Source organism: Thermophilibacter immobilis (assembly GCF_015277515.1).
Lineage (GTDB): Bacteria > Actinomycetota > Coriobacteriia > Coriobacteriales > Atopobiaceae > Thermophilibacter > Thermophilibacter immobilis.
This window is the reverse complement of record NZ_CP063767.1, coordinates 1,035,186-1,060,727: the sequence shown is the minus strand read 5'-3', so window position 1 is coordinate 1,060,727 and position 25,542 is coordinate 1,035,186. Positions and strand designations below refer to the sequence as shown.

At 70.7% G+C, this 25,542-nt stretch carries 24 protein-coding genes; 2 read left to right on the top strand and 22 right to left on the bottom strand.

What is annotated here, in order from left to right:
- Positions 1 to 74: 74 nt before the first annotated feature.
- The 9 genes from INP52_RS04665 to rpsO form a co-directional block, all read right to left on the bottom strand.
- A complete protein-coding gene (locus tag INP52_RS04665) occupies positions 75 to 605 on the bottom strand; it encodes a CinA family protein (RefSeq protein ID WP_194372780.1) in 531 nt (176 codons plus the stop codon).
- 10 nt (positions 606 to 615) lie between these two features.
- The gene (pgsA, locus tag INP52_RS04660; RefSeq protein ID WP_194372779.1) at positions 616 to 1,221 is read right to left on the bottom strand and encodes a CDP-diacylglycerol--glycerol-3-phosphate 3-phosphatidyltransferase; all 606 of its coding nucleotides are present in this window, start codon (positions 1,219 to 1,221) and stop codon (positions 616 to 618) included.
- A gap of 1 nt (position 1,222) precedes the next feature.
- On the bottom strand, positions 1,223 to 2,593 hold the full coding sequence (rimO, locus tag INP52_RS04655) for a 30S ribosomal protein S12 methylthiotransferase RimO (protein WP_194372778.1): 1,371 nt from the start codon (positions 2,591 to 2,593) through the stop codon (positions 1,223 to 1,225).
- Entirely contained in the window at positions 2,559 to 3,056 is a 498-nt protein-coding gene (locus INP52_RS04650; protein ID WP_194372777.1) for a YajQ family cyclic di-GMP-binding protein, read from the bottom strand. Before INP52_RS04650 ends, rimO begins: the two co-directional genes overlap by 35 nt.
- 59 nt (positions 3,057 to 3,115) lie before the next feature.
- Complete coding sequence (locus INP52_RS04645) at positions 3,116 to 4,705, bottom strand: helix-turn-helix domain-containing protein (protein ID WP_194372871.1); 1,590 nt, start codon at positions 4,703 to 4,705, stop codon at positions 3,116 to 3,118.
- A gap of 2 nt (positions 4,706 to 4,707) precedes the next feature.
- Positions 4,708 to 7,215, bottom strand: coding sequence for a DNA translocase FtsK (locus INP52_RS04640; RefSeq protein WP_194372776.1), 2,508 nt, complete (start codon positions 7,213 to 7,215; stop codon positions 4,708 to 4,710).
- On the bottom strand, positions 7,216 to 8,880 hold the full coding sequence (locus INP52_RS04635) for a ribonuclease J (RefSeq protein WP_194372775.1): 1,665 nt from the start codon (positions 8,878 to 8,880) through the stop codon (positions 7,216 to 7,218). It lies immediately after the preceding gene.
- Positions 8,881 to 9,159: 279 nt separating this feature from the next.
- Positions 9,160 to 11,427, bottom strand: coding sequence for a polyribonucleotide nucleotidyltransferase (locus INP52_RS04630; protein WP_194372774.1), 2,268 nt, complete (start codon positions 11,425 to 11,427; stop codon positions 9,160 to 9,162).
- A gap of 128 nt (positions 11,428 to 11,555) precedes the next feature.
- Complete coding sequence (gene rpsO, locus INP52_RS04625; protein ID WP_194372773.1) at positions 11,556 to 11,834, bottom strand: 30S ribosomal protein S15; 279 nt, start codon at positions 11,832 to 11,834, stop codon at positions 11,556 to 11,558.
- Positions 11,835 to 12,084: 250 nt separating this feature from the next.
- On the opposite strand from rpsO, the gene INP52_RS04620 reads away from it, so the two are divergent.
- Together INP52_RS04620 and INP52_RS04615 are read left to right on the top strand one after the other, a co-directional pair.
- Entirely contained in the window at positions 12,085 to 13,335 is a 1,251-nt protein-coding gene (locus INP52_RS04620; RefSeq protein ID WP_194372772.1) for a serpin family protein, read from the top strand.
- Positions 13,336 to 13,670: 335 nt separating this feature from the next.
- Positions 13,671 to 14,438, top strand: a complete 768-nt coding sequence (locus INP52_RS04615; protein WP_194372771.1) for a MerR family transcriptional regulator — start codon at positions 13,671 to 13,673, stop codon at positions 14,436 to 14,438.
- A 34-nt stretch (positions 14,439 to 14,472) separates the two neighbouring features.
- Here the strand turns inward: INP52_RS04615 and recO are convergent, their stop codons facing one another.
- From recO to thiC, 13 genes are all read right to left on the bottom strand, one after another.
- Complete coding sequence (gene recO / locus INP52_RS04610; RefSeq protein WP_194372770.1) at positions 14,473 to 15,222, bottom strand: DNA repair protein RecO; 750 nt, start codon at positions 15,220 to 15,222, stop codon at positions 14,473 to 14,475.
- Positions 15,223 to 15,224: 2 nt separating this feature from the next.
- Positions 15,225 to 16,136, bottom strand: a complete 912-nt coding sequence (gene era / locus INP52_RS04605; protein WP_194372769.1) for a GTPase Era — start codon at positions 16,134 to 16,136, stop codon at positions 15,225 to 15,227.
- Between the two features lie 51 nt (positions 16,137 to 16,187).
- The gene (locus INP52_RS04600; RefSeq protein ID WP_194372768.1) at positions 16,188 to 16,562 is read right to left on the bottom strand and encodes a diacylglycerol kinase family protein; all 375 of its coding nucleotides are present in this window, start codon (positions 16,560 to 16,562) and stop codon (positions 16,188 to 16,190) included.
- On the bottom strand, positions 16,559 to 17,068 hold the full coding sequence (ybeY, locus tag INP52_RS04595) for an rRNA maturation RNase YbeY (RefSeq protein ID WP_194372767.1): 510 nt from the start codon (positions 17,066 to 17,068) through the stop codon (positions 16,559 to 16,561). The genes INP52_RS04600 and ybeY overlap by 4 nt, the downstream gene beginning before the upstream one ends.
- Positions 17,061 to 18,056 carry a PhoH family protein gene (locus tag INP52_RS04590; RefSeq protein WP_194372766.1) on the bottom strand — a complete coding sequence of 332 codons (996 nt, stop codon included), beginning with the start codon at positions 18,054 to 18,056 and terminating at the stop codon, positions 17,061 to 17,063. Before INP52_RS04590 ends, ybeY begins: the two co-directional genes overlap by 8 nt.
- Before the next feature lie 66 nt (positions 18,057 to 18,122).
- On the bottom strand, positions 18,123 to 18,557 hold the full coding sequence (locus INP52_RS04585; protein ID WP_228478420.1) for a hypothetical protein: 435 nt from the start codon (positions 18,555 to 18,557) through the stop codon (positions 18,123 to 18,125).
- On the bottom strand, positions 18,493 to 19,722 hold the full coding sequence (gene dnaJ, locus INP52_RS04580) for a molecular chaperone DnaJ (RefSeq protein WP_194372765.1): 1,230 nt from the start codon (positions 19,720 to 19,722) through the stop codon (positions 18,493 to 18,495). Before dnaJ ends, INP52_RS04585 begins: the two co-directional genes overlap by 65 nt.
- A gap of 72 nt (positions 19,723 to 19,794) precedes the next feature.
- A complete protein-coding gene (locus INP52_RS04575) occupies positions 19,795 to 20,898 on the bottom strand; it encodes a DnaJ domain-containing protein (protein WP_194372764.1) in 1,104 nt (367 codons plus the stop codon).
- A 112-nt stretch (positions 20,899 to 21,010) separates the two neighbouring features.
- Positions 21,011 to 21,484, bottom strand: a complete 474-nt coding sequence (locus INP52_RS04570; protein ID WP_194372763.1) for a deoxycytidylate deaminase — start codon at positions 21,482 to 21,484, stop codon at positions 21,011 to 21,013.
- A 107-nt stretch (positions 21,485 to 21,591) separates the two neighbouring features.
- Complete coding sequence (gene thiD / locus INP52_RS04565) at positions 21,592 to 22,488, bottom strand: bifunctional hydroxymethylpyrimidine kinase/phosphomethylpyrimidine kinase (RefSeq protein ID WP_194372762.1); 897 nt, start codon at positions 22,486 to 22,488, stop codon at positions 21,592 to 21,594.
- Positions 22,485 to 23,180: a thiamine phosphate synthase gene (thiE, locus tag INP52_RS04560; RefSeq protein WP_194372761.1), complete on the bottom strand. Its 696-nt coding sequence runs from the start codon at positions 23,178 to 23,180 to the stop codon at positions 22,485 to 22,487. Before thiE ends, thiD begins: the two co-directional genes overlap by 4 nt.
- Before the next feature lies 1 nt (position 23,181).
- On the bottom strand, positions 23,182 to 24,024 hold the full coding sequence (gene thiM / locus INP52_RS04555; RefSeq protein WP_194372760.1) for a hydroxyethylthiazole kinase: 843 nt from the start codon (positions 24,022 to 24,024) through the stop codon (positions 23,182 to 23,184).
- Positions 24,025 to 24,032: 8 nt separating this feature from the next.
- Positions 24,033 to 25,409, bottom strand: coding sequence for a phosphomethylpyrimidine synthase ThiC (gene thiC, locus INP52_RS04550; protein WP_194372759.1), 1,377 nt, complete (start codon positions 25,407 to 25,409; stop codon positions 24,033 to 24,035).
- Positions 25,410 to 25,542: the final 133 nt, after the last annotated feature.

The window sequence follows — 25,542 nt, the reverse complement described above, 5'->3', positions numbered from 1 at the left end:
GAGGTCCTCTGACACGGGCCGCCGCATGCCAGCGCCAGGGTCGCGAGACGAAAGGGACGCGCGAGCACCGGCGCTCACCCGAGGCGCGAAGCCTCCACGACACCTCCACAGAGGAGCTCGACGGCGCGGGCCACGGCCGCATGGCGCACCTCGGCGCGGTCGCCGGAGAACAGGTGGGGGAACGTCCGCGTGCCGACCGGCGTGGCCAGGCCCATCCAGACGGTCCCCACGGGCTTGCCGGGCTCGGCGCCGCCGGGTCCGGCGATGCCCGTGATCGAGACGGCCACGTCGCAGCCGAGGGCGCCCCGGGCCCCCTCTGCCATCTGGGCGGCGCACTCAGGGGAGACGGCCCCCACGCCGGGCGCGTCGAGGACCTCGTCGCAGACGCCCAGAAGGTGGCGCTTGACCTCGATCGCGTAGCTCACGACGCCGCCCCTGACCACGGCCGACGAGCCGGGTACGGCCGTGAGGCACCCCGCCACGAGCCCTCCCGTGCACGACTCCGCGCAGCCCAGGGTGACGCGTGCGGCCGCCGCGCGCCGCACGAGCCCGGCGCACGCGTCAAAGAGCTCCGGGTCTTCCGCCAGAAGGGTCTTCTCGGCCATTTGCTTCTCCCTACGCCCTGAAGACGACGTGACGGGCGTTCCAGAAGTACTGGACGCCCGAGGCCACGGTGAGCGCGACCGCGACGATCATAAGCGCGTCCGCGGCACCCAGGAGCCACGTCGTGGGGGTCCCCAGGAGCAGCGACGCGGACAGGAGCGTCGCGTAGTAGCACGAGATCGACACCAGCGTGACCGCCGTCTTGGCCTTGCCCAGGTTGCCGGCGGCGATGACCTCGCCCTGGACGCCGGCGAGCATGCGCAGGGCGCTCACCAAAAACTCGCGCGCGAGGATCGCGAAGACCGCCCACACGCCCACGAGCTGCTGCTCGAGCAGGAGGAGCAGGGCCGAGAAGACCAGGAGCTTGTCGGCGATGGGGTCGAGGAACTTGCCGAAGTCGGTCACCTCCCCGCGCGAGCGCGCGAGGTGACCGTCGAGCTTGTCGGTGAGGGCGAGCGCGACGTAGAGCGCGAAGGACGCGGCGGCCAGGACAGGGTCGGACGACGTCCCGGCGTCCGCGCGCGCGGCCGTGGCGAGGACCATGAACAGCGGGATGAGCGCTACGCGCACGCAGGTGACGACGTTGGCCGCCGTCCAGATGCCTCCTCTTCGCGCCATGCTACGCCTCGCCCCCCGCGAGCTCGCCTATGAGCTCGTAGCAGAAGGAGTCCACGAGGTCGACCTCCACGACGTCGCCCACGGCAGCCTCGCCGGCCGCGAGGTGCACCGCGCCGTCCGAGTCGGGCGCCTGGAACCACGCGTGGCCGATGAGCTCGGGGCCGTCCGCGCCCTCCTCGACCCCGTCGACGATCACGCGCACGCGCTCGCCCACGTGCGACGACGTCGCGGAGAAGCCGAGCTGCTCGGTGAGGTCCACAAGTCGCTGGGTGCGCTCGAGCTTGACCCCCTCGTCCACCTGGTCGCCCATGGCCGCCGCGCGGGTGCCCTCCTCCTGCGAGTAGGAGAAGACGGAGGTGTAGTCGAACTCCTCCTCCTGGATGAAGTCGTAGAGCTCGGCCGCCTCCTCGTCCGTCTCGCCGGGAAAGCCCGCCATGCCGGTCGTGCGCAGCACCATGCCCGGGATCTCCTTGCGCAGGCGCGCGAACAGGGCCCGCAGCTCCTCGGGCGAGCCCGAGCGCCCCATGGAGGAGAGCACGCGCGCCGAGCAGTGCTGGATGGGGATGTCGATGTAGGGCAGGACCTCGTCGACGTCGCGGATCGTGGCGATGAGCTCGTCGGTCATCCCCTCGGGCTGCAGGTACAGGACGCGGATCCAGCCCCCGTACGGGCGGACGGCCCGCGCGACCCGGCGCAGGAGTCCAGCGAGGGTCTGGTCCCCCTCGAGGTCGCGGCCCCAGACGCCGGTGTCCTGCCCGATGAGCACGACCTCGCGGACGCCGCCCTCCATGAGCGAGCGCACCTCGCCAACGACGTCCTCGGCGGCGCGCGAGCGGTAGCGGCCGCGGATGTAGGGGATTGCGCAGAAGGTGCAGAAGCGGTCGCAGCCCTCGGAGATCTTGACGAAGGCGCTCGCCCCCTCGACGGTGCGCAGCACCCCCTCGTCCTGCGGCGCCACGATGACGTCCTCGAGCCCCAGGACCGAGCTCACCACGCCCACGATGCCGTCCTCGTCCTCGGCGCGTACGAAGGCGCTGACCTCGGGCAGCTCGGAGGGCAGGTCGTCGCCGTAGCGCGACGGCACGCAGCCGCACATCACGATCGGCCGCGACCTGACCCCCTCGGAGCTGGCCTCGGCGAGCTCGAGGGTGACCTCCACGGACTCCTGGGTCGCCGACGCCAGAAACGAGCAGGTGTTCACGATGGCGACATCGGCATCGGGCGCGTCCTCGGCCGCCGAGAAGCCCGCGCGCAGAAGGCGTGCGCGCATGCGGTCGGTGTCGACCTCGTTCTTGGCGCAGCCGAGCGTGACGAACAGGACGCGCGGGGCGCCCGCACTAGCGATAGTTGACGAACTGCAGCGGCTGGCCATAGTCGTGCTCCTTGACGTGTGCGATGACGGACTGGAGGACGTCGCGCGAGGCGGAGCTCACGCGCAACTTGTCCTTCTCGACGGTGACCTTGGCCTTGACCTTGAGGTCGCGGACGTCCTTGGCGATTTGCCTGGCCGTGTCCTGGCCGATCCCCTGGACGAGCGCACCCGCCTGGCGCACCGTCATGTTGCCGGCCGGCGCGGGCTCGTCCCAGCGCACGGCGGCGAGGTCGATCCCGCGGCGGGTGAGCTTGCTCGCGAGTACGTCGCGCACCTGGGAGGCCACGAACTCCGAGGGTGCCACGATCTTGAAGGCGCCGTCCGCGCGGGCGAGCTCGAGCGTGGCGCCCGTCTGCTTGAGGTCGTAGCGCTGCGTGAGCTCCCGCGACGCCTGCTGGTAGGCGTTGTCGACCTCCTGCATGTCCACGACGGACACGATGTCGAAGCTCGCTTCCTTTGCCATGCTTGCTCCCTTCGGGCGCGTCGCGCCCAGCCAGACCGGATGATGAGGGCCTTTTTCGCCTACTGCGTGGTGCGCGCGGTCGTTTGCGTCGCGGCCGTGGACGAGGAGGCCGCCGCAGTGGAGCTCGTGCCCGCCGAGGTCGGCGAGGCCCCCGTGGTGGCGTCCGTGGAGTCGCCGGTCGTCGTAGCGTCCTCGGCCTTGGGGGTCCCCTTGATCGTGAGCGACCCGATGCCCGAGGCCTTGGAGTTGAACTCCTGGGGCTCCCCGTTCACGGTGACCGTCACGGAGCCGGGGGTGCCCGTCTGCACGGTGATCGAGTCGTAGACCGTGTAGCTGGCACTCCACGGGCCGGTCACACTGTCGGCGATCTCGCTCGTGCCGTCGCAGGTGATCTCGAGCCACGAGAAGCTCCCGTCGGCCACCGTGACATCGACGACCGTCTCGGTGGGCGTCGAGGTGGCGCTGTCCGAGGCATCCGTCGTCGCGGCCTCGTCGGCGGCGTCGGTCGAGGTCGCGTCCGTCGTCGACGCGTCGTCGGTCGAGGTTGCATCCGTCGTCGACGCGTCCTGGTCGACGCTGTTCACCGCGACGTTCTGCCCGCTCGTGGCCCCCTGGTTCTTCGCGCTCACGCACGCGCCCACCGAGAGGACCAGGATGGCCGTGAGCACCGCGGTGAGCAGCACGATGATCAGGGCCAGGGCGCGGCGGGAGTCCGAGAGGAACCACCGCACGGACCCCAGGGGTCCCCGGGGGCGCGCCGGGCGTCGACCGCGACGCGCCGAGGTGCCCCCGCGTCCGGAAGGGGCGCCCCTGCGACGGACGTTGGGCCGCTCGACCTGGGCGATGTTGCGAGACGAGCGCCTGCCCGAGATCGTCGAGGCCGGCGCGTAGGGGTTCGCGGGGTCGTCGTAGCGCATGTCGTCGGTGTACTCGCTCGGCAAGACCCGCCTCGTGCTCACGTCGTCGCGGCGATAGGAGCGCGCAGAGCGCGCAGTCTCGTCGAGGTCACGACCCTCGCGAGGGCGGCGGCCCGTCTGAGCGTCCGCGCGACGCCGCTGGGTCCCCGCGCGCCGGCGGGCCGTGCTGGGGGCGCTGCGCTGCGAGGGGTCGGCCCCGTTGTAGGGGCGCGGCGCGGAGGCGCCCTCCTGGTAGATGCGGCGGACGGGCGCGCCGGCGCCCCGTGAGCCCGCGAGCGGCACCGAGGTGCGCGGGCGCGCGGGAGCCGTCGTCGCGAAGTCCCCCATGTCGCCGGCGGGTCCCCCCGCAGTGGGCAGCAGGGGCCGATACTCAACGTAGGCCTTGGGGCGCGAGCCCTCCTCGTTCACGATGTCGTAGCCGGAGATGCCCCGGCCCGCCTGGGTCTCGCGCGTGCGCCGGCGCAGCTCGTGCGAGGAGGTGCCCGTGTGGTGCTCGTAGAGCTCCTCCTGGAAGAGGTCTACGACCTCGCGCGCGTTGAGCCCGAGGTAGCGGGCGTAGCTCGAGAGCATGCCCTGGGCGTAGCCGCTCTGGGGCATGTGCTCGTAGTCGCCCTCCTCGAAGGCCACGAGGACGTCCTCGCGCAGCTTCAAGATCTTGGAGGCCTGGGAGACGGTGAGCCCGAGCTCGTGGCGACGGGCGAGCAGCATCTCGCTGAAGCGCGAGCGCGCCATGCTCACTGCACCTCCCTATAGGCTTCCTCGGCGACCCTCAGGTCCTCGAGGCCGTCCTTGTCCATGAGGACGTCACGCGGCTTGGAGCCGTTGGCGGGCCCCACCACGCCCTTCGCCTCGAGCATGTCCATGATCCTTCCCGCCCGCGCGTAGCCCACCGACAGCGCGCGCTGCAGCCCCGAGGTGGAGCCGAGCTGGGAGTCCACGACGATGTGGGCCGCCTCCCAGACGAGTGGGTCGTCGTCCTTGGGGGCCCCTGGCTCGCTCGCCCCGGGGGCGTTGGGGACCACGGCGGTGAGGATGTCCTCGTGGTAGTCGGCCGTGACCTGGTCGCGCACGAACGCGACGGTCTGCTCGATCTCCTCGTCGGAGACCCAGCAGCCCTGGGCGCGACGGGGCTTCTTGCCGCGAAGCTTGACGAGCATGTCCCCCCTGCCCAAGAGCTGCTCGGCGCCCTTCTGGTCGAGGATGATGCGAGAGTTGATCGAGTTGTCGACCGAGAGGGCCACGCGGTTGTCGATGTTGGCGCGGATGAGGCCCGTGACCACGTCGGCCGAGGGGCGCTGGGTGGCCACGATCAGGTGGATGCCGGCGGCGCGGCCCAGCTGGGCAATGCGCACGATCGAGGACTCGACGTCCTTGCCGGCCACCATCATGAGGTCCGCGAGCTCGTCGATCACGATGACGAAGTACGGCATGTGCGCAGGCGGGTTCTCCATCTCGACGTACTTGTCGCCGTCGACGTTGCCGTTGTAGGTCTTGATGTCGCGGACCTTGTAGTGCTCGAAGACCTTAAGGCGGCGCTCCATCTCGGTCACGCCCCACTGCAGGGCGCTCGCGGCCTGGCGGGGCTCCGTGACGACGGGCACGTAGAGGTGGGGCAGGCCCGCGTAGCCCGTGAACTCGACGCGCTTGGGGTCGACCATGATCAGGCGCACCTGATCGGGGGTGGCGCGCATGAGGATCGACATGATGATGGCGTTGAGCAGGACCGACTTGCCCGAGCCCGTGGTGCCAGCGACGAGCAGGTGCGGCAGGCCCGCGAGGTCGACGACGATCGGCCTTCCCTCGGAGTCGCGGCCGAAGGCGCAGTCGAGGGGCCCTCCCTTGGCGTATGGGAGCACGTCGGAGAGAAAGACCGGCTGGGGCTTCTCGTTGGGGATCTCGATGCCCACGAGAGAGGTGCCGGGGATGGGGGCAAAGATGCGAACCGACTTGGCGGCTAGGGACAGGGCGATGTCGTCCTCGAGGTTGACGATCTTGCTCACGCGCTCGCCCTCACCCATCGAGATCTTGAACGTGGTGACCGAGGGGCCGGCGATCCAGCCCTCGACCCGGGAGGTGAGCCCGAACTCCTCGAGGGTGCCCTGGAGCTTCTCCGCGGTTCGGCGGAGCTCCGCGTCGTCGGCGTAGGAGCCCTTGAACTCCGCGTTCTTGCGCAGGATCGAGAGGGGCGGCAGCTCGTAGGACTCGTCGGCGTCGCCGGGGCGCGAGACCTCGTGCGGCGGCTCGATGACGGCCGCCTTGGAGGACTTGGGGGCCTTGCGCGTCTTGGGGGCGCTGTCATCCCCCCCCGCCTTTGCGGCGCCCCCGCGCAGAAACGCCGGGAGGCTGCCCGCGTCGCCCTTGCCCCCGTCCGCGATGGGCTCGCCCACGTCGAGCAGCGTCGTGGGGGCCTCGTCGGCGGCGGGGGCGTCGTCCTGGGACAGGAGCTTGGCGCGGCCGCGCCTGAGCACCGTCGTCTTGCGGTCGCCGATGAAGGTCGTGGCACCCTCGCCCGCCTCGTCGAACAGGGAGCCCTGCGGGCGCGCGGCGACGGTCTGTCCGGGGGCGAGGGGCGTGTCCTCGTCCGCCGCGGCGTCGATGATGGCCTGGGAGCGGCGCTCCTCGGCACGCTCGTGGCGCGCTGAGGCTACGTGGGAGATCCGCGCGCGCGCGGAGGCCACGGCCCCCGAGATGGAGAAGCCGCAGATCACGACGCCGGCCACGATCACGCCCACGAGAAGCACGTTGCCCACGAGCTGCCCCACGGCCTCGAGCAGGGCCCAGGCGATGGCACCGCCCACGTAGCCGCCCGCGAGGGCTGCCGCCGCGGGTGTGAAGACGAGTGCGGGCGAGGCCACGGCCCCCGAGAGATTCAAGGAGAGCAGCGCGAGCACCGCGCAGACGATGAGGGTGAGCCCCAGGGCGATGCGGCCCGAGACGCCCTTCTCGTCACCCAGGAAGAACGTCATCGCAAAGGCGAACAGCGCGAGGGGCACGAGCAGGGCCGCGGCGCCGAAGGACAGCGCAAGGGCGTCGTGGACCGCGCTCGTCAGGGGCGCCGACGAGGGCGCCACGAGCGAGACGAGCAGGGCCACGGCCACGACGGCCAGGGTCACGCCGAGGATGTCGCTCTGCATCGGGGTGAGCGTGCGCGTGCGCGCGGCGGCCGAGCCCTTGGACCCGCCGCCGCGCGCCTTGTTGCGCGCGCGCCCCTGTGCTGCCTGTGCGGTGCGCTTGGAAGGCATCTAGACCTCCATCACGACCGGGATAATCATCGGGCGGGCGTGCGTCTTGCTCCAGAGCTGGTTGGACAGGGAGTTGCGCACGCCGCGCCTGAGCGCGTCGACGTTGGCAGCGCCGGAGCCCACGAGCTTGTCGACCTGGGCGCGCACGAGCCTCTGGCCCTCGGCGGCGAGCATCTCGTCGGTCGAGGCCGCGACGCCGCGGCTGGCAATCTCCACCGTGGCCGAGCGGCCGCGCTTGGAGAGCACGACCGTGCAGGTGACCACGCCGTCCTGGGCGAGCTTGTCGCGGTCGCGCAGGACCACGGGGTTGGCCTCGGTGACGGTGCCGCCGTCCACGTAGACGACGCCCGACTCCACGGCGTGGCCGCGACGGACCTTGTGCTTGACCATCTCGAGCGAGTCGCCGTTGTCGAGGATGAAGATGCGGTCCTCGGGGATGCCGGACGCGCGCCCCAGGGCGGCGTGGGCACGCAGGTGCTGGGCCTCGCCGTGGACCGGCATGAAGTAGCGCGGCTGCGCCATGGCGAGCATGAGCTTGAGCTCCTCGGAGGAGCCGTGGCCCGAGACGTGCACCAGGGCGCGGTTCTTGTCGTAGATGTCGCAGCCGATCTTGGAGAGCGCGTTCACGATCGCCTGGACGCTCTTCTCGTTGCCCGGGACGGGCGTGGCCGAGATGATCACGGTGTCGGACTCGTGGATCGAGAGGGACTTGTGCTCGCCGTTGGCCATGCGCGCGAGCGCCGAGAGGGGTTCGCCCTGAGACCCCGTGCACATGACGACGATCTTCTCGTCGGGGACGCGGTCGATGTCGTAGGCGTCGACGATGTCGTCGTCGGCGATGTTGAGGTAGCCGAGCTCGCGGGCCACCTTGGTGTTGGTGAGCATGGAGCGGCCCGTGACGACGACCTTGCGGCCCACGGCCACGCTCGCGTCGCAGATCTGCTGCAGGCGGTGGATGTGGCTCGAGAAGGAGGCCACGAAGACACGGCCGGGCGCGTTCTTGATGATGTGACGCAGGGCCGGGCCCACGGCGGACTCGGACGGCGTGAAGCCGGGCCTGGTGGCGTTGGTCGAGTCGGAGAGCAGGAGGTCGACCCCCTGCGCGCCGAACTGGTTGATGGCGTGGTAGTTGGGCTGCTGCCCGTCGATCGGCGTCTGGTCGAGCTTGAAGTCGCCCGTGTGCAGGACGGTGCCGGCGGGCGTGGACATGAACACGCCGAGCGCGGCCGGGATCGAGTGGGTCATCCTGAACAGGGAGATGGTGAAGGCCCCGAGGGTGATCGTGGAGCCGTCGGTGACCTCGCGGTACTTGGGCGCCTTGACGCTCGGGAACTCGGAGAGCTTGCCCTCGATCATGCCGAGAGTGAGCTTGCTCGAGAAGATGGGGACCTTACGGGTGAGGTCGGCGAGCAGGTACGGCAGGGCGCCGATGTGGTCCTCGTGACCGTGCGTGATGATGATGCCGCGAAGCTTGTCCTCGTTCTCGAGGACGTAGGTGTAGTCGGGCAGGATGAGGTCGATGCCGGGCTGGTCGTCGTCGGGGAACATGAGGCCGGCGTCGACGAGGACCATGTCGTCTCCGTACTCGAAGGCGGTCATGTTCTTTCCTATGCCGTCCAGGCCTCCCAGCGGGATGATCCTGAGCGCGGTGTCTTTCTTGGGCATTGCGGTATGGTTCCTTTCGTGGAGCGTGTGGTCAGAGCTATAAGACGGAAGGCGGAGCTGACCCGCCCCCGTATCCTTGCGAGACGAAGCGCCTGAGCGCATGTTTTTCTATTGTAGACGAGACGCGCCCGCGCGCGGGGCCTTCCACGAGACCCCCTCATGAAATCCTGCCGCCTGCCGCGCTCAACGCTCCCTCGCCCCGTCGCACGCAAAGAGGGCGGGGCCGGGCCCCTGAGGAAACCCGGCCCCGCCTGTCAGCGTCGCTGCGCGATGCGCGTCCTACGCGTCGTGGTGACGGCGCGGCTGACGCCTCTCGCCACCGTTGCCGTTCGAGCCGGACTCACCTCGGTCGCCCGGGCGACGGTGCGCGCGATGCTCGCGGCGGGGACGCTCGCCCTCGCCGGCGTGGCTCGCGCCGTTGCCGTGGTCGCTGCCGTGGCCGGAGCCCGCGGGGGCATCAGGCTTGTCGATGCGGTCGAGCGAGATCTTGCCCTTCTCGTCGACCTCGAGGACGCGGACGCGCACCTCGTCGCCGATGTTAAGGACGTCCTCGACTTTGTCCACGCGGCCCTTGGCGACGCGGCTGATGTGGAGCAGGCCGTCCTTGCCGGGCAGGAGCTCGACGAAGGCGCCGAAGGGCTGGATGCCCACGACGCGGCCGGCGTACTCCTCGCCCACCTCGGGGACCTTGACGATGGCCTTGATGCGCTCGGCCGCGGCCTCGCCCGCGCCGCCGACGCCGGCGATGAAGACGCTGCCGTCCTCCTGGATGTCGATCGTGGCGCCCGTGTCCTCCTGGATGCCGCGGATGACCTTGCCGCCGCTTCCGATGACGTCGCGAATCTTGTCCGTGGGGATCTGCAGGCTGATAATCTGGGGCGCGCACTCCTTGGGGCTCTCGCGCGGCGCGGAGATCTGATCGAGCATGGCGTCGAGGATGAACATGCGGCCCTCGTGCGCCTGGGCGAGCGCGCGGCGGAAGATCTCGGGCGTGAGGCCGGTGGCCTTGTTGTCCATCTGCATGGCCGTGATGCCCCTGGTGGTGCCGGTAACCTTGAAGTCCATGTCGCCGAGGAAGTCCTCGAGGCCCTGGATGTCGGTCAGGACGACAGTCTTGCCCTCCTCCTGGATGAGGCCCATAGCCACGCCGGAGACGGGCCTCTCGAGGGGCACGCCAGCGTCCATGAGAGCGAGCGTGGAACCGCAGGTCGATGCCATCGAGGAGGAGCCGTTGGACTCCATGACCTCGGAGACCACGCGAATCGTGTAGGGGAAGTCGTCGGCCGAGGGAATCACCGGGAGAAGGGCGCGCTCGGCGAGGTTGCCGTGGCCGATCTCGCGGCGCTTGGGCGTGCCCATGCGGCCGGTCTCGCCGGTGCAGTACGGCGGGAAGTTGTAGTGGTGGATGTAGCGCTTGCCGTCGACGGGCTCGATGGTGTCCAGGCGCTGCCACTCATTGAGCATGCCGAGGGTGGCCACCGACAAGACCTGGGTCTGGCCGCGCTGGAACAGGCCAGAGCCGTGGACGCGCGGCAGGTAGTCGGGCTTGACCATGAGGGGGCGCACCTCGTCGTTCGCACGCCCGTCCACGCGCTCGCCGGTCTGGACGACCATGAGGCGCATCGCGTGCTTCTCGAGGGCCTTGAGCTCCACGGGAATGGCACGGCTCCAGCGAGCCTGCTCGTCCTCGGTGAACTCGGCCTTGATAGCGTCCTTCAGGGCCTCGACCTTGGAGATGCGGCTGAGCTTGTCGGCGTCCTTGAGGGCGGCCTCCATCTCGGCGTAGTGGGCGAAGACGCGGTCGTGGAGCTCAGGCGTGGGCTCGTCGAGGACGTAGGAGCGCTGCTGGATGGGGCCGTTGGCCGCCTCGACCTTGGCGAAGAAAGCCTTCTCCTGCTCGCAGAAGGCCGCGATGGCCTCCTGGCCGAAGGACATGGCGGCGAGCATGTCATCCTCGGAGATCTCGTCGGCACCGGCCTCGAGCATGGAGATGAAGCTGGCCGAGCCGCCGAGCTCGAGGTCGAGGTCGGAGTGGTCGCGCTCCTCGTAGGTCGGGTTCACGATGAACTCGCGGGTGTCGCGGTCACGGCCGATGCGCACGCAGGCGAGCGGTCCCTCGAAGGGCACCCCTCCCACGGTGAGCGCCGCAGAGGCGGCCATGACGCAGATGGTGTCGACCGGGTTGACCTGGTCGGCCACGAGGGTGGTGGCCACGACCTGAACCTCGTTTCTGAACCCGGCCGGGAAGCTCGGGCGCAGCGGGCGGTCGATCATGCGGGCCGTGAGGGTGGCCTTCTCGGACGGGCGCGCCTCGCGCTTGAGGTAGCCGCCGGGGATGCGCCCCACGGCGTACATCTTCTCGATGAAGTCGACCGTGAGCGGGAAGAAGTCGTAGTCCTTGCGCTCCTTGGAGACCACCGCAGTGAGCAGGACGGTGGAGTCGCCGCTCCTGACGAGGACCGCCCCGGTGGCCTGCTTGGCCAGCTCGCCAGTCTCCAGGGCGTAGCGCTTTCCGTAGAGGTCGAACTCGTGTGTAACCTTTGCCATTTGTTTTCCCTTATCTCCGCCTGCCCCATTGCAGGCGGGCCGTCTGCGGGCGGATGCCCGCGGCGCGCCCTCGCTTGTCTCGGGCGCACAACAGAAGGGCGCCCGCAGGCGCCCTCCGAATGACCCGTTTACTGGATGTTGTCGCGGATGCCGAGGCTCTTGATGAGCGCGCGGTACGCCTCGATGTCGTTGCGCTTGATGTAGGAGAGCAGGCGACGACGCTTGCCGACCAGCATGAGGAGGCCGCGACGGGTGTGGAAGTCCTTGGGGTGGGACTTCATGTGCTCGGTGAGGCCCCTGATGCGCTCGGTGAGCAGGGCGACCTGAACCTCGGCCGAGCCGGAGTCCCCCTCGGCCTTGCCGTACTGGGCCATGAGCTCGGCCTTGCGCTCCTTGGTGACTGCCATGGTAGAACCACCTTTCACAGAGATTCGCCCCGAACTGGGATGGCCGTCAGGTGGTGGCGGGCCTCCAGGTACGGGGTATTGACCGATGAAGTGTAGCACACGGGCGAGAGGCGCGCGGAAAGCACACATGACGTGCTCGAACGAGGCGCGCGAGCCGGGGGCGCTCCGATGCCTCCTCGCCAATTTTACGCCAGGGGACCGTGCCTTCTCCCCTACCATGGAGAAAACCGAGACGAGAAGGGCAGTGACCATGAGAAGAAGAGACTTCCTAGCGGCGATGGCGCTCGCGACGGCCTCGCTTGCGACCGCGGGCTGCGAGGAGCCGCGAGACGACGCGACGGAGGCGGCCGACCTCATGGCCGGCGTCACGCGCGCCGCGGACGACTCCGCGGGCCCCGCGCAGGTGGCGACCAGCGTCGGTGCGCTCTGCGGCTTTGGCCTCGCCCTCGCCTGCGCGTCCGACGACGGCGCGAGCAACCTGCTCGTCTCCCCCCTCTCGGCCCAGATGGCCCTCACGCTCGCTGCCAACGGGGCCGCCGGGACCACGCTCTCTCAGATGGAGGAGGTGCTCGGAGGCCCGGCGGACGCGCTTGGGGCCAGCCTGGGCGCGCTCGCCACGTCTGTCGGCGACCAGCTGCGCCTGGCCAACTCCGTCTGGGTCCGCGAGGGCTACGAGGTCGAGCGGGAGTTCCTGCAGAAGAACGCCGACACGCTGGGCGCGGACGTCTACCAGGCACCCTTCGACGACGCCACCGTCCGGCAGATCAACGACTGGGTGAGCGAGGAGACCGACGCAATGGTCACCGACGTCCTCGACCAGATTCCCGTCCACGCCCAGCTCTACCTGGTGAACGCGCTCGCGCTCGACGCGAACTGGGCCGATCCCTACACCACGGACCAGATCGAGGACGGGACCTTCGCCGCGGCCGACGGTTCCGCGCAGAGCGCCTCGTACCTGCGCGCGGAGGAGGGCTCCTACCTCGAGCTCGCGGGAGCCACGGGATTCGTGAAGGCCTACGAGGGAGGGACGCTCGGCTTCGTGGGGCTGCTCCCCGCCGAGGGGCACGACCCCGCGGAGCTCCTCGACGCGCTCGACGCCACCGCCTGGTGCGCGGGGCTCGCGTCGGCCGAGGCCACGAGGGTCGTGGCCTCGCTGCCCAAGTTCTCCTACGACTGGGAGGCCGACCTCGCCGACCCCCTCGTCGGGATGGGGATGGGGGACGCCTTCGACGCCGAGCGCGCGGACTTCTCGGCTATGGCGCGCGCGAAGGACGGCAGCGGCCTCGCCCTGGGGCGCGTGCTGCACAAGACCCACGTCGACGTCAACGAGCGAGGCACCCGCGCGGGGGCCGCCACGGTCGTCGAGATGGTGGGGACCTCGGCCGAGGTCGACGCCACCGAGCCCCGGCGCGTGACGCTCGACCGGCCGTTCGCCTACGCGATCGTGGACCTGACGACGTCGGCGCCCCTCTTTTTCGGCATCGTGCGCTCGGTGGCGTAGGTTCCGGCGGCCCCCTCCCCCCTCTTTTCGGGTTTGGGTTCGCGGGACGCTCATTGGCCAGGGCACACGCGGGAGAAGTCCCTGATTACCTGCGAAAACGAAAATACGGAGCCGGGGAGGCTGCTCACCTCGAACCCAAACCCCGATCTGGGTTTGGGTTCACGTCGTGACCGGGTCCAGAGAATTTCCTCGGCTTTAAGTTGTGCACGCCCCGCGTGCCACCGATTTCTCAGCTCCGGCGAACCCAAACTCGAAAAAAATGAGTCCGCGCGCTTGACCCGTACGCAGCGGAGGGGCCTACGCTCCTCTCGCCATCAGAGAGGAGAGGGCTGGTCATGGGAGAAGGGGCTTATCGCATAGGCGAGCTCGCGCGTCTGGCCGGGACCACGGTGCGCGCGCTGCGCTTCTACGAGGAGAGGGGGCTTTTGTCCCCCGCCCGCGACGCGCAGAGCGCCTACCGCCGCTATGGGCCGGCCGAGGTCGACCGGCTCCAGGAGATCTTGCTGCTGCGGAGCCTGGGGGTGGCCGTGCGCGACGTCGCGCCGCTTCTGTCCTGCTCCCCCGAGGAGCGGCGCGCGGCCTTCTCCGCCCACCTCCTCGGCCTGCGGGCTGAGCGGGAGCGCCTCGATGCGCTCATAGAGACGGTCGAGCGCACGCTCGACCACGAGGAGGGGGGACGTCCCATGACGGACGAGGAGAAGTTCGAGGGGCTCAAGCACCAGCTGGTGGAGGACAACGAGAGGCGCTTTGGGGCCGAGGTGCGCGAGCGCTTCGGCGACGAGGCCGCCGAAAAGGGCGGGGGCAGGGTGCGCGACATGGGCCAGGAGGACTACCGGAGGTGGCGTGGGCTCGAGGGGCGGATCCTCGACGAGCTCGCATGCGCCGTGCGTGACGGGGCCGACCCCGCAGGCGAGGCCGGGGCGCGCCTCTGCGAGCTCCACCGCGACTGGCTCGGCTTCACCTGGCCCTCCTGCAGCGCCGAGGCGCACCGGGGCCTGGCCGAGTCCTACGTTGCCGACGAGCGCTTCCGCGCCTACTACGACCGGGCCGCGGACGGGGCGGCCACCTGGCTGCGCGACGCCATCCGCGCCCACGCGCGCTGAGCGCGGGGCCGCAGCACCACCCGCGGGCCCGCCGTCAGGCGCTCAGCATGAACTCGAGGGCGCGCAGGCGGGCGTCAAGGTGCGTGGCGGCCCAGACGTGGGAGCAGCCGAGCAGGAAGACGGCCGTCTCGGGGTCCACCTCGGCGGCGAGCAGCTCGTCGAAGGTGCACGCGATGAGGGCGCGTAGCCAGGCGAGCTGTCCGGCCCCCATCGGCTCGGCACCGGCCACCTCGCGCGCACAGCTCTCGCACAGGACCCCGCCCGCCGCGGCCGAGAAGAAGGTCGTCGCCTCGTCACCGCAGGCGCAGCACCGATCGAGCTCGGGGCGCCAGCCGCCGTGCGCGAGCACCTTCATCACGTAGGCGGACACGACGAGGTCGAGGTGGGCCTGGTCGCCCGCCTGCTCGCAGGCCTTGAGCGCGCGGGAGCACAGGGGGTACAGAAAGCCGTCCTCGGCCCCGCCGAAGCAGGTGAGACGTGCCGCCTCGGCCACAGCGCTCGCGGCGGACACGCGCTCGTAGTCGCCGCGCAGCTCTGCGTGGGGCTCGACGAGCGACGCCTCCGCCACCACGTCGAGCGAGCGGCCGGACGCCAGGAGGAAGTCCGTCTCGCAGAAGAGCTCGACGCGCGCGGCGAGGCGGCCGCCCGGCTTGCGGGCCCCCTTGGCGACGGCGCGGGCCTCGGCTCCCCCCTCGCACAGCAGAGTCAAGATGAGGTCCGTCTCGGCGAGCTTGGTGCGGCCGAGCACGATGGCGCGCGTGCGGTAGGTGTGCCGGCCGGCCACGTCTAGTCCTCCGAGGAGTAGCCGAGGCGGCGGATCTCGCGCTCGTCTCGGCGCCACTGCGGGGCCACGCGCACCTTGAGGTCCAGGTAGACCTTGCAGCCCAGGAGCCGCTCGATGTCACGGCGCGCCTGGACGCCCACGCGCTTGATCATCTGGCCGCCGTGGCCGACGACGATGGCCTTCTGACCCTCGCGCTCCACGAGGACGGTCACCTCGATGGAGGCGTGGCCGTCATCGGCGTACTCCAGGCCGTCGCAGAGCACGCCGACCGAGTGCGGCAGCTCCTGGCGCAGGTTGCAGAAGAGCTTCTCGCGCACGAACTCGGCCACGAGGTCCTCCGGCGTGGCGTCGACGTCCATGCCCTCGGGAAACCACCGGGGGCCCTCGGGCAGGTGGGCCGAGACGAGCTCGACGAAGGCGTCCACGTTGAAGCCCTCCCTCGCCGAGACCACGAGCTCGTCATTGAGCTCGACGAGGTCCCGCACGGCCGCGAGCTGGGCCGCCACCTGCTCGGGGCCCGCCACGTCGGCCTTTGTGAGCACGAGGAGCTTGTAGGGGGCCGACGAGGCCGCGACGTGCCTGGCGACCCAGGCGTCGCCGGTGCCCACGGGCTTGGTGGCGTCCACGAGAAGGGCCACGACGTCGGCGCCGGCGAGCTCGCCCAGGGCGGAGCGGTTGAGCTCGCTTCCGAGCGCGTCCTTGGGCTTGTGCAGGCCCGGCGTGTCGATGATCACGAGCTGGGAGTGGTCGGTGTTCACGACGGCGCGCATGCGGCGGCGCGTGGTCTGGGCGACGGGGCTCGTGATGGCGAGCTTCTCGCCCACGCAGGCGTTGAGCAGCGTGGACTTGCCGGCGTTGGGACGGCCCACCAGGGCCACGAACCCGCTCGCGAACACGACGTTCTTCTCGTTCATGCAAGACCCTCCCGGGGCCGGGCCCCGTTCTTCTCTTCTCGAGCGGACTTCCTAGGCGACGATGGCGTGGGCGAAGACGGCGAGGCCGACGACGCCGACGACGAGGCAGAGCACCCAGACCGCGGCGGCGGCGATGTCCTTGGCCCGGCCGGCGAGCGGGTGGAACTCGGGCGACACGAGGTCGACCACCGTCTCGATCGCCGTGTTGAGGAGCTCGGCCGAGATGACCGTCCCGCAGCACAGCAGTATGACGGCCCAGCTCAGAAGGTCTATCCGAAGCACGAGCCCGGCCACCACCGCGCAGGTGCCCACGGCGAGCATGACCTTGATGTTGCGCTCGGTGGACACGGCCGTGCGCAGGCCCTGCAGGGCGAACAGGAAGCTCCGCCTGAAGTCGGGATGGTCCCTGTTGGATCCGGGAATCACTCGTCGATCCCCTCCCGGTGGCGCGTGAGCACGACGCGGCCGATCGCCTTGTCCGTGCCCGCCTTGGCGAGAAGGGCCTCCTCGCGGACCTCCATCGCCTCGGCGCTGTCCTCGTCGAGGTGGTCGTAGCCGAGCAGGTGCAGAAGGCCGTGCACGAGCAGCAGGCGGAGCTCGTCGGCGGGTGTGGTCCCGAAGAGGGCCGCCTGACGCGCGATGTAGGCCGGTGCGAGCACGACGTCACCCAGCTCGCAGGGCTCGTCGGGGGCGAGCGCGGGATCGTCCGGCCGCTCGCACTCGAGCGAGATCACGTCGGTCGCGCGGTCGCAGCCGCGCCAGGAGGCGTTGAGCTCCCGGATGCGCTCCTCGCCCACGAGCGAGATCGAGACCATGCAGGGGCGCCGCACGCCCTCCTCGGCGAGCACGAGATCGCACAGGGAGCAGATCTGGTCGTCGGCGAGCGGGGACTCGACGCCCTCGTCACAGGAGAGGTCGTACTCGTTATCCACGCGCACCCCCCTTCCGGTCGGAGGTCGCCGCGACGGGCGTCGCGTCGGACTCCAGGCGCGCGTAGGCGTCCACGATCTGCGCGACGAGCGTGTGCCGGACGATGTCGTTGCGGTCGAGGTCGACGAAGGAGACGTCGTCGAGGCCCGCCAGCACGCGCCGCGCCGACTCCAGGCCTCCCTCGCCCGTCAGGTCGCGCTGGGAGGCGTCGCCCGTGATCACGAACTTGGATGAGAAGCCCAGGCGCGTGAGGAACATCTTCATCTGCTCGGGCGTCGTGTTCTGGGCCTCGTCCAGGATTACGAACGCATCGTTGAAGGTCCGCCCGCGCATGAAGGCGAGCGGCGCGACCTCGATGGCGCCGTCGTCGATGAGCGCGTTGGCCCGGTCGCGGTCGCACAGGTCGAACAGGGCGTCGTAGAGCGGGCGCACGTAGGGGTCGAGCTTGTCCTGGAGCGTTCCCGGCAGATACCCCAGGGATTCCCCCGCCTCGACCACCGGCCGGGCGAGCACGATGCGGCCCACCTCGCGCCGGCCGAGCGCGGAGACGGCCATGGCCATGGCCAGGTAGGTCTTGCCGGTGCCCGCGGGCCCCACGCCGAAGGTGACGGCGTTGTCCCGGATGGCCTCGACGTAGCGCTTCTGCCCGACCGTCTTGGGGCGGATCGCGCCGCCGCGATGCGACAGGAGGACGTCGCCCGTGCCCACGCCCGAGACCTCGGCCCCATGGCGCGCCTGGTCGACGAGCAGGTCGACGTCGTCTGCCGTGGGGGCCTGCCCCGCCTCGACGAGCTGTATGAGGCGCGAGAACACCGAGGTGACCCGCTCGACCTCGTCGACCGCCCCCGCGACCGTGATCTTGCTGCCTCGCACGTGTATGAGGACGTCGAAGCCCTCCTCGATGCGGCGCAGGAGGGAGTCGGCGGGGCCCATGAGCCTGGTCGGGTCGACTGAGTCCGGTATGGTGAGACGAACCTGGGTTGGCTCCATGCTCCTCCTGTGGCGACGCGCGAACCGTTCCGCTCCCTGTGATGATAGCCGCAAACGCGGCTCGTTTCACCTCGGGACGTCCACGGGGGTGACGTCCGGGCGCGCCTCGATGAGGCGAAGCTCGCGGGCAAGGGCGTGGGCCCGCCGCGCGCGTTCGGCGCAGAAGGCGCGCGAGCGCTCGAACTCTTCGTCCGTCTCGCCGGGAAAGCCCACGATGAGGTTGGTGCCCAGGACGACGTCGGGCAGGGTCTCGCGCGCCGTGGCCTCGGCCTCACCGGTGACGGCGCAGGTGTTCACGATCACGACGGCGGCCGCGACCGCGGCCACGAGGCGCACGCCCGCGCGCTCGAGCTCCTGGGCCATGAGGTCGAGCCCGACGCGGTTGACCCGACACCCGAGGTTGACGAGGGCCGCGCCGGGGGCTCGGCGGACGGACTCACCGGGCGGCCTTGCCGGCGCCCTTGAAGGGGTTCTTGGGCGCGCGCCAGCGCTCCTTGGCAAAGTGCTCCGCAGCGGCGTCGGCGGCGGCCGACTCGCCCTTGGCCTCGGCCGCGGACGCGTCCGCGGCGGGGCCATGCGCGTCGAGGGCGCGGTCGGCCACGAGCGCCGCGACGTCGAGCAGCTGCTTCTTGGTCAGGTCGCGCGGGGTCTGGACCTGGACGACCGCGACCAGGTTACCGCGGGCGATCATGCCCATGCGCGGCATGCCCCGGCGCTCCACCACGACCTGCTGGCCGAACTGGCAGCCCGCCGGCACCTCGACGGTGGCGCGCTCGCCCTCCATGATGCCGTCGATCGTGACCGTCGTGCCGACGACGGCCTGCAGGGAGTCGACCCCGACGGTGCAGTAGAGGTCATCGCCGCGGCGCTCGAAGCGCTCGTTGTCCGCGACCTCGACGCTCACGACGAGGTCGCCGCTCGCGTCCGCGCGCACGCCGGCCTCGCCCTTGCCCTCCACCGTGAGGGACTGCCCGGAGTGGACGCCCGCGGGGACCTGGACCTCGACCTTCTCGCGCGAGGGGGCGCGGCCCTGGCCGTCGCAGGTCTCGCAGGGGCGGTCGATGACCTGCCCCTGGCCGTGGCAGACCGGGCAGCTCACCTGCGTCTGCATCTGGCCGAAGATCGTCCTTTGGGCCTCCACGACGCGACCCGTGCCGTGGCAGCGCTCGCAGGTGCGCGCCCGCCCGCCCTCGGCCGCGCCCGTGCCGCCGCAGTCCTCGCAGGGGGCGAGCCGCTCGTAGGCAACGGTCTTGTGACAGCCCGCCGCGGCCTCCTCGAGGGTAATCGTGAGACGAATCCCCATGTCGCGCCCGCGGGTGCGGGCGGAGGCACCCTTGCCGGCGGAGCCGCCGCCGAAGAAGGAGTCGAAGATGTCCCCGAAGCCGAAGCCGCCTCCCCCGAAGATGTCAGAGACGTCCACGTAGTCCGACCCGAAGCCAGCGGGCCCGTTTGGGTCGCCGTAGCGGTCGTAATTGGAGCGCTTCTGATCGTCGGAGAGCACGGAGTACGCCTCGTTGACCTCCTTGAAGCGCTCCTCGGCGTCGGGGGCGTCGGAGACGTCCGGGTGCAGCTTGCGGGCCTTCTTCAGAAACGCGCGCTTGATCGTCTTGGCGTCGGCGTCGCGAGAGACCCCGAGCACCTCGTAGTAGTCATTCTTTGGTTCCACGTTCCCACTCCCGAATCGATCTGATCGTTTCACTGCGGGACCCCGCGCAGGCGTGCGGCCCCCGGTCCTCCCCTAGTAGAGGCCGTAGCCCCCATAGCCCCCGCGGCCGAGGCCCGAGGTGCACGAGAGCATGAGCACCAGGAACACGGCCAGCGCGAGGCCGTTGGAGGCGCCGTTGAGCACCGCGATGCCGGCGTTTCTCCACCAGCGCCCCTGGTGGCGTATGCCGCCGCGCAGCGCGAGGTACAGGCCGACCACGAGCGGCACGCCCACGATGAAGGTCATGGAGGACAGGGTCGAGGTGAGAAGGCCGAGCACGGCGAAGGGCACGGCGAAGCCGATGAGGTTGAAGCCGCTGGCCTGGGTGCGCTCCAGGCGCTCCTCGGGCACGCAGACGCGGCAGACGAAGTCGCCGGCCGACGAGCCGTTGGTGCCCGCGTTGCCCATGCCGGCGACGCGGACCTCGTCGCCGTCGTGCGAGCCCGCGGGCACGTCGACCACGACCTCGCTCGCCGTGAGGGTGCGCCCGGAGCCGCCGCAGGCGCGGCACGGGTCGGCCACGACGCGACCGGTGCCCTCGCACTCGGGGCAGGTCATGGCCATGACGCCGAACAGGCCCGTGTCGACGGTTATGCGCCCGGAGCCGCCGCAGGTGGGACAGGTCTCCGAGTGCTCCGCCTCGACCGAGCCGGAGCCATGGCAGACCTCGCAGGTGCCGTAGCGCTGGTAGGTGACGCCGCGCCGGACGCCCTTGGCCGCTGCGGCGGCGTCGACCGTGAGCTCGTAGGCCACGTCGGTGCCCGCGCGGGGGTTGTACGAGCGTGAGCGGCGCCTCGAGGCGGCCCCGCCGAAGCCCCCGCCGAACGGCCCCCACCCGAACGGGCTGGCCCCGCCGAACGGGTCCGATCCGTAGCCCTGCGGGCTCGTGGGGGCTCCGTAGCCGCCGAAGGGCGAGCCGGAGCGCATCGCGTCGTAGCGCTTGCGCTTGTCGGGGTCGGAGAGGACCGCGTAGGCCTCGGAGACCTCCTTGAAGCGCTCCTCGGCGTCGGGCTCCTTGTTCACGTCCGGGTGGAGCTTTCTCGCCCTGGTCTGGAACGCCTTGCGGATCTGGTCCTGCGAGGCGTCCTTCTCCACGCCGAGAAGCGCGTAGTAGTCCTTGTCGTTCATGGATGCCATGGGGTGGGTCTCCCGTTGTTGGTCGGCACAGACTCCACAAGTATATCCCGAGCGGCGCCCTCTCAAACGCTGGTCGCGGCCTTGCGAAAAGGCACACGCGACGGGGCGGGCCCTAGCCCTCGGACAGCTCCACCTGCCGGTAGCTCACCTTGCAGCGCGTGAGGATGTTCTTGGCGATGCGATTGTCCAGCGTGCCGTCATACTTGTCGTCGAGGTAGACGACCTCGCCGATGCCCGCCTGCACGAGGGTCTTGGCGCACTCGTGGCAGGGGAAGAGGGTGACGTAGACCGTGGCGTGCGCCATGTCCTTGAGAGAGCCGCGGTAGTTGAGGATCGCGTTGGCCTCGGCGTGGATCACGTAGTTGTGCTTGTCGTGCAGGGGGTCGTCGGTGGTGCCCCAGGGGAACTCGTCGTCGTCGAGGCCGCGGGGCGTGCCGTTGTAGCCCACCGACAGGATGCGCTGGTTGGTGTCGGCGATGCAGGCCCCGACCTGCGTCTTGGGATCCTTGCTGCGCTGACTCGCCGCGATGGCGGCCTTCATGAAGAACTCGTCCCAGCTTATGACCTCGGTGCGCTTGCCCGGCATGGCACCCTCCACTCGATACGTCTTTTGCTACAAGCCTTCAGAGCATGCCGCAACGCCGCCGCAGTTTCAAGCGACGACGCTGCGGGCGTGGCTGGCGAGCAAAACCCTTACACAAAGGCCGAGAAGGAGCCCTCCTGCCGCACCTTCCAGAAGTGGTCGAGGGGCCCTGAGCCGCGCCCCAGGTCGAGCCCTGCCGCGAGGGCGCCCGTGACATAGGCCTTGGCCGCGCGCACCGCGTCCTCGGCGCCCGCCCCACGCGCCAGGCCGCAGGCGATGGCCGAGGAGAGCGTGCAGCCCGTGCCGTGGGCGTTGGGGTTGTCCACGCGCGCGCCCTCAATCCACACCCGGGTGCCGTCGGCCAGACGCAGAAGGTCGCTCGCGTCGCCGGTGGCATGGCCGCCCTTCACGAGGACGGCGCCGGGCGTGAGGGAGGCGATCCTCTCGGCCGCGCGCTCGCAGGCGGCGCGGCGGTCGGCGGCGTCCTGGATGGAGACCCCGCTTAAGGCCTGCGCCTCGGCGAGGTTGGGGGTCACCACGTCCGCCAGGGGGAGGAGCTCCTCGACGAGGGCGCGCACGGCGGCCGAGTCCTCGAGCGCAGAGCCGCTCGTGGCCACCATCACGGGGTCGACCACGACGTTGGCCGCGCCGCGCCGGGCCAGCGCGCGGGCCACGGCGGAGCAGGCGGCGGCCTCCCCCACCATCCCCACCTTCACGGCCGCCGGGGGTATGTCATCGAAGACGGCGTCTATCTGGGCCTCGACGAACTCCGGGGCAACGGCCGCCACCCCCGCCACGCCGCAGGTGTTCTGCGCCGTGAGGGCCGTAAGCGCGCACATACCGTAGAGGCCCCAGGCGCCGATGGTCTTGAGGTCGGCCTGGACGCCCGCGCCCCCCGAGCAGTCCGACCCGGCCACGGACAGGACGGCCGGCAGCGAGAGGGACGCGTGCACAGAGACGTGCCCGGCCTGCCCGGCAGACGGGCCCGCGTCCTGCCCGGCGCTCATGCCCCCACCGCCCGGGCGAGCACGACGCGCAGGTCGCGCGCCGCCACCTCGACATTGGAGGCGGCAAACAAGGCGCTCACCACCGCGGCGCCGCACACGCCGGTGCCCGCGAGCCCGGTGGCGCTGCGCGCGTCGATGCCGCCAATGCCCACGACCGGTATGGAGACGGCCGCGCAGATGCGACGGAGCCCCTCGGTCGCGACGTCTGCAGCGTCGGGCTTGGTGGCGGTGGGGTGCAGCGCGCCCACGCCCAGGTAGTCGGCACCGTCACGCTCGGCGGCCAGGGCCTGGTCCACCGTCTGGGCCGAGACCCCCACGATGGCGTTTGGCCCCAGGGCGCGCCTAGCCTCGGCGCAGGACGTGTCACCCTGGCCCACGTGGACACCGTCGGCACCCGCCTCGCGGGCGAGCTCCATGTCGTCGTCGACCACGAAGGGGACGCCCGCGGCGCGGCAGACGCCCGCCAGCTCGCGGGCAAGGGCGAGGGCATCGGCGGGGGCAGCGCGCTTCTCGCGCAGCTGCACGAAGGTGGCGCCTCCCGCGAGTGCCGCGCGTACGCAGCTGGCGAGCGTGCGGCCGGCCAGCCAGGAGCGGTCCGTCACGGCATAGAGCAGCAGCGCGCGGCGGATGTCCTCGGCGCTCCAGCGACCGCGGTCCTGCGGGCCTGCGACCGCGAGCTCTGCAGCGGCCATGCTAGAGGACCTCCTCGACGAGGGCACCCGCGGCCAGCTCCGCGCCGGTCTGATTGTAGAGGGCGTCGAGCAGGTAGGTGCGAAAGCTCCCGTTGCCGTCGGAGGGCCCCATGCGCCCGGCCGCGACCTGGCCGGCCAGCCCCATGGAGGCCACGGCGGCGACCGCCGCCTCAAGCGGGTCGACGTGGGCCACGGCGTAGGCGACCGTCGTGGCCGAGAGCATGCAACCCGAACCCGTGATCTTGCCCATGAGGGCCACGCCGTTGCGGACGACGAAGGCCCGCTCGGCATCGGCGACCACGTCGATCGCGCCGGTCACGGCGATGGCACAGCCCGCCTTGGCCGCGAGCTCGCGCACCAGGGCGACGCTCGCGTCGAGGTTCTTCTCGCCCACCGCGTCGGCGGCGCCCACGTCCACGCCGCGCGTGGAGGAGCTGGCGCCGGCGAGCGCGCGCACCTCGCTCATGTTGCCCCGCACGACGCTCACGGGGAGCGTCCCCAGGAGCTCGACGGCTGTGCGCGTGCGCAGCGCGGAGGCGCCCGCACCCACGGGGTCGAGCACGATCGGGTGGCCCAGCTCGGCGGCGCGCGCACCCGCCGCGTGCATGCCCTCGACGCTGCGGACGTTCAGGGTCCCGATGTTGAGGTCGAGGCCCCCGCAGACGCTCGTGATGTCGGCCACGTCGGCGGGCTCGTCGCTCATGATCGGGCTCGCGCCCACGGCGAGAACCGCGTTGGCGCAGTCGTTGACCGTCACGTAGTTGGTGATGCAGTGGACGAGCGGGCCTGCGGCCCTGACCTCGTCGGCGGCCGTGCACAGGAAGGAAGGGGCGCTGCTCTTCATGGTCGCGCTCACCGCCCCTGGCCCGCGGCGGCGGGCTGGGTGGCGGTCGGGGCCGCGGCGTCTGCGGCAGCCGGCGCGCCCTCGTCCAGGCCCAGGTCGACCGTCAGGCCCTCCATGATGCGGTTCACCGTGCGCGCGGCGCACATCTTGCCGCACATCGTGCAGGTGCCCTCCGCCTCGGGAGGAGCCGTTGCCAGAACCTCTCGGGCACGCTCGGGGTCCAGGGCGCAGTCGAACATCTCGTCCCAGCTCACGCGCCTGCGGGCGTCGCTCATCTTGTCGTCTATGGCACGGGCACCGGGGATCCCCTTGGCGATGTCGCCTGCGTGCGCCGCGATGCGCGTGGCGATGAGGCCCTCGCGCACGTCGTTCACGTCGGGGAGCTTGAGGTGCTCGGCGGGCGTCACGTAGCACAGCCAGTCGGCCCCGGCAGCGGCCGCCGCGGCGCCGCCGATCGCGGCCGTGATGTGGTCGTAGCCCACCCCGACGTCGGTCACGAGGGGCCCCAGCACGTAGAAGGGGGCGTCGTGGCACAGGCGCTTCTCGAGCTTCATGTTGGCCGCGACCTCGTCGAGCGCCATGTGGCCTGGCCCCTCGACGACCACCTGCACGCCGGCGTCCCAGGCGCGCTGCGTGAGCTTGCCCAGCTCCACGAGCTCGGCCACCTCGGAGGCGTCCGTCGCATCATGGGTGCAGCCGCCGCGCATGGCGTCGCCCAAAGAGATGGTCACGTCATGGGCGGCGAGGATCGCGAGGAGGTCGTCGAAGCGCTCGTAGAAGGGGTTCTCGGCACCCGTGGTCATCATGAGGCCAAAGATAAGGCTGCCGCCGCGGCTCACGATGTTGGCGAGGCGCTTGGTCTCGAGGAAGGTATCGAGCACGCGCCGGTTGAAGCCCGCGTGAATGGTCATGAAGTCCACACCGTCTTCCGCGTGCGCCTCAACGACGCGCAGGACGTCGTCGCCCGTGAGCTCCACGAGCGGCTTGTCCAGGTAGCCGATGGCGTCGTAGAGGGGCACCGTGCCCACCATGAGCGGGGTCTGCTCGATGAGCTGGCGGCGAAACGCCCGGGTCTTGCCGGAGTTGGACAGGTCCATGATCGCATCGGCGCCGTGCTTCTCGGCGACGCTGACCTTCTCCCACTCCTGCGGCGCGTTGGCGATGTCTCCTGAGATCCCCAGGTTCACGTTGACCTTGGTGCGCAGGCCCGCGCCCACGCCGTGCGCGTGCAGGCCCAGCTCCACGTGGCGGGCGTTGGCCGGGATCGCGATGCGCCCGGCCGCCACGCCGGCGCGCACGAGCTCAGGCTCCACGCGCTCGTCGTCTGCGACCTGCCTCATCTGGGTGGTGACGGTCCCCGCACGTGCAGCGTCCATCTGCGTCATGATGTCTCCCTTCGTTGGCATTACCCATATCAGGTTCAAGGGTCGGGACATGGCGTGTCCCCTCTCAGCCGCCGCTGCACGCGCACGCGCTTCGCTGGCTCCCCTGCTATGCAGTTGTCGACGCGATGCTCAC